General features: G+C 59.0%; 3 protein-coding genes. All 3 read right to left on the bottom strand.

The window, feature by feature from the left end:
- Positions 1-1054: 1054 nt before the first annotated feature.
- Entirely contained in the window at positions 1055-1348 is a 294-nt protein-coding gene (locus EN932_RS34035) for a hypothetical protein (RefSeq protein WP_164754994.1), read from the bottom strand.
- Complete coding sequence (locus EN932_RS39840; RefSeq protein ID WP_263499185.1) at positions 1345-1923, bottom strand: spore coat U domain-containing protein; 579 nt, start codon at positions 1921-1923, stop codon at positions 1345-1347. Before EN932_RS39840 ends, EN932_RS34035 begins: the two co-directional genes overlap by 4 nt.
- Before the next feature lie 119 nt (positions 1924-2042).
- Positions 2043-2315, bottom strand: coding sequence for a spore coat protein U domain-containing protein (locus EN932_RS39835; RefSeq protein ID WP_348630220.1), 273 nt, complete (start codon positions 2313-2315; stop codon positions 2043-2045).
- Between the last annotated feature and the right edge of the window lie 99 nt (positions 2316-2414).

Genomic DNA, 2414 nt, shown 5'->3' with positions numbered 1-2414 from the left:
CTGGTGCCTATGGTGCTATCGCGCAATGGCCCTGACGGGCAGCCTAGGCCATGGGGCTTAGTTGCGGGATTACCGTTTTGCGCGTAGTTTGTAGATCTGGTTGTTTGGGTCCCTCCTCATGACCAGTGCCGGTCGGCACGGTCACCGTCACCCTTGCTTGGTAATCTGATCGTGCCGACCTACCCTTTTGACATAGAACCGCACCCCCTTTGGCAATTGAAGCGCCTGGCGAACGGGCGGCATGAAACTCATCCGAATGGCGTCACGCTTCGTCGCTAGGCGATGTGTTGCCGCCGGATCAACGTCAACTGCGGTTCGAGCTGTAGCGCTGGGAGCAAGACGCCCAGGAGTTACCATTGGGCTGCGCACGCTGAAAGGACGGGTTACTCCCGACGCGGCGAAGTCAAATCCGAGGATCGCAAGGGCCTTCAGCTGTCTGCTCGCGCCGAGTCCCTGCGATTCGTCTATCGACCGCTCGCCGAGATCCTGGTCGCGGAGCCCCTCGATACGATCCTGCAGCGGGTAGAGAGCACGATAGGCGAGCCTGCCAAATCACCATCTGTCGATGCGGTCGGCGGGAAGATTGAAGCAACGGTTAGAAGTCACCCCGGGCGACCCTACGGTTCAGGTCAATGCCGTTCGCAGGCCAACCAGATCGTCGGCATGTCCCATGTCCAGACCTTCAGCCGGCGCGCCCCACGCATCAGCCGCCTGGCCGGTGAACACGTCGAACACCGTCCAGCTTCCACCTGGCTCTTGCCTTAAAGTCGTACCGCTGCTGTGCCATGGGTCATTCGTTCAGCTTCCGATCCAGCTCGTCAAGCATGGACCGATGCTGCTCGGTCACATCCCAATCTGCTGGACCTCCCAGCAGTTGGCGGATTTGATGGCGCAGCGTCTCTGAAGTAATCCACGACCGAATGAGACGCGATGTAGCCTGCTGTTGCTCGGGAGAAAGCTCTTGCATGGTTGGCCCGCACGGTTAGACCGAGCCCAACCCCTTTGTGACCTTAATGGTTCCCGATGGATTGCCTGAAGAGAGTTGGAGCAGCAGCTACTCCGGCGCGACCGATAGAAAAAGTTCATCGCCGCGAAGGCCGGCTTTGTAACGTGCAATCAGGCTTTCGGCAGCCGTCGTAGCTTCGGGGCTTTCGCGGTTAATGCCGCGCAGCTCACAAAGCATATCGAACAGCCCCTGGAGAAGAGACAGTTCCTCCGGCTCGAAGGTGCCGTTCGCGATGCTTGTTACCAGCATGATCCCTGCCCCTGCATTGGCCGGATCATTCGAGCGGGTCAGGTAAATGTCAATTCGGACCAAGGTCTTGTCGGAAAGGCCTTCATCGCTCAATAGGTCACAGTGACGACAACCGTGTCGGTGTATACGCCTGCGGAAGGAGTAGCCTGCGGCGGGACGCGACCATAAACCGTGAAGACTTGCGGGACCCCAGTTCCAGTTCCCGGCACTGTGCTGCCGGGCACGGAAGCGTCGCCCCAAGGCTGAGTTCGATCAGCATTCTTGCAGAGGCCATAGGTCACTGTTTCCACGCCTTTCGACATCTTGCGAGTTGTCGGCGGCGATCCTGTCGTGCCGCCATTCAGCGAGACCGTGTAGGCCGCTGCTGGTGTGCAGGTGACTGAGACCTGGCCGGTGGCATCAACATTGCCGTCAAGTACCCCCTTTGATCCAAATTCGATGTTCTGCGTCGATACAAGGCAGTTGGCGGCGACCGTCGCATTGATGGTGAAAGTCGGATCAGCCGCCACCGTACCGGAGGCGGTACTGCAACTGCTGCCGGAGGTATAGCGATAGCGAAATTCGATCTGCGCACCGGAGAATGTCGAAAGGTAGGTTCCAGGTGGAACGGTTCCCTGCCCTCCGGCCACGGCGCCATAAATAGTCGCCGTTCCAGTGGCTGAGCCCAATACATTTGGGGGTCAATGCCAGTGCCGGAGGGCGGGAAGCGTAGGCCCAGGCAAAAGAACCCCAAACCACGCTGCGTGCCGAGTCGGGATAGAGCTGATAGTTGAGTGCGTTGGCTCCGCTAAACATCTGGCGGGCCGTCGCCGACGACGCGCCGCCTGTGCCGGCCGCAAGATGCGCACAGATCAGGATGCGCTGACCGACAAATGCCGCTGCAATTCATGTTGATGGTCGCGGTCGTGTTGGTCTGACTGCCCGAGAGGGTGTCAACCAACCCGAAATTCATGTTCGAGACGCTGAAGCTGCAGCTTTGCGCCAAAGCGGACAACGGAAACATGGCAAAGGCCATGAAGATGACAAGACGGAGCATTCGTTCTCCCATGTTTACCTGCATGCCACGTCCTTGATTGCGACTTGCTGACCGGGTGCGGGCGTGTAGAAAAAATCGGCCTTGCAGGAGGTGCCATCCAGACGATCGATCACGACCGTGTTC

Origin of the sequence: Mesorhizobium sp. M7A.F.Ca.US.002.01.1.1 (assembly GCF_004022955.1) — a bacterium.
GTDB lineage: Bacteria > Pseudomonadota > Alphaproteobacteria > Rhizobiales > Rhizobiaceae > Mesorhizobium > Mesorhizobium ciceri.
The sequence above is the reverse complement of the archived record's forward strand: the minus strand, read 5'-3'. Positions and strand labels throughout refer to the sequence as shown.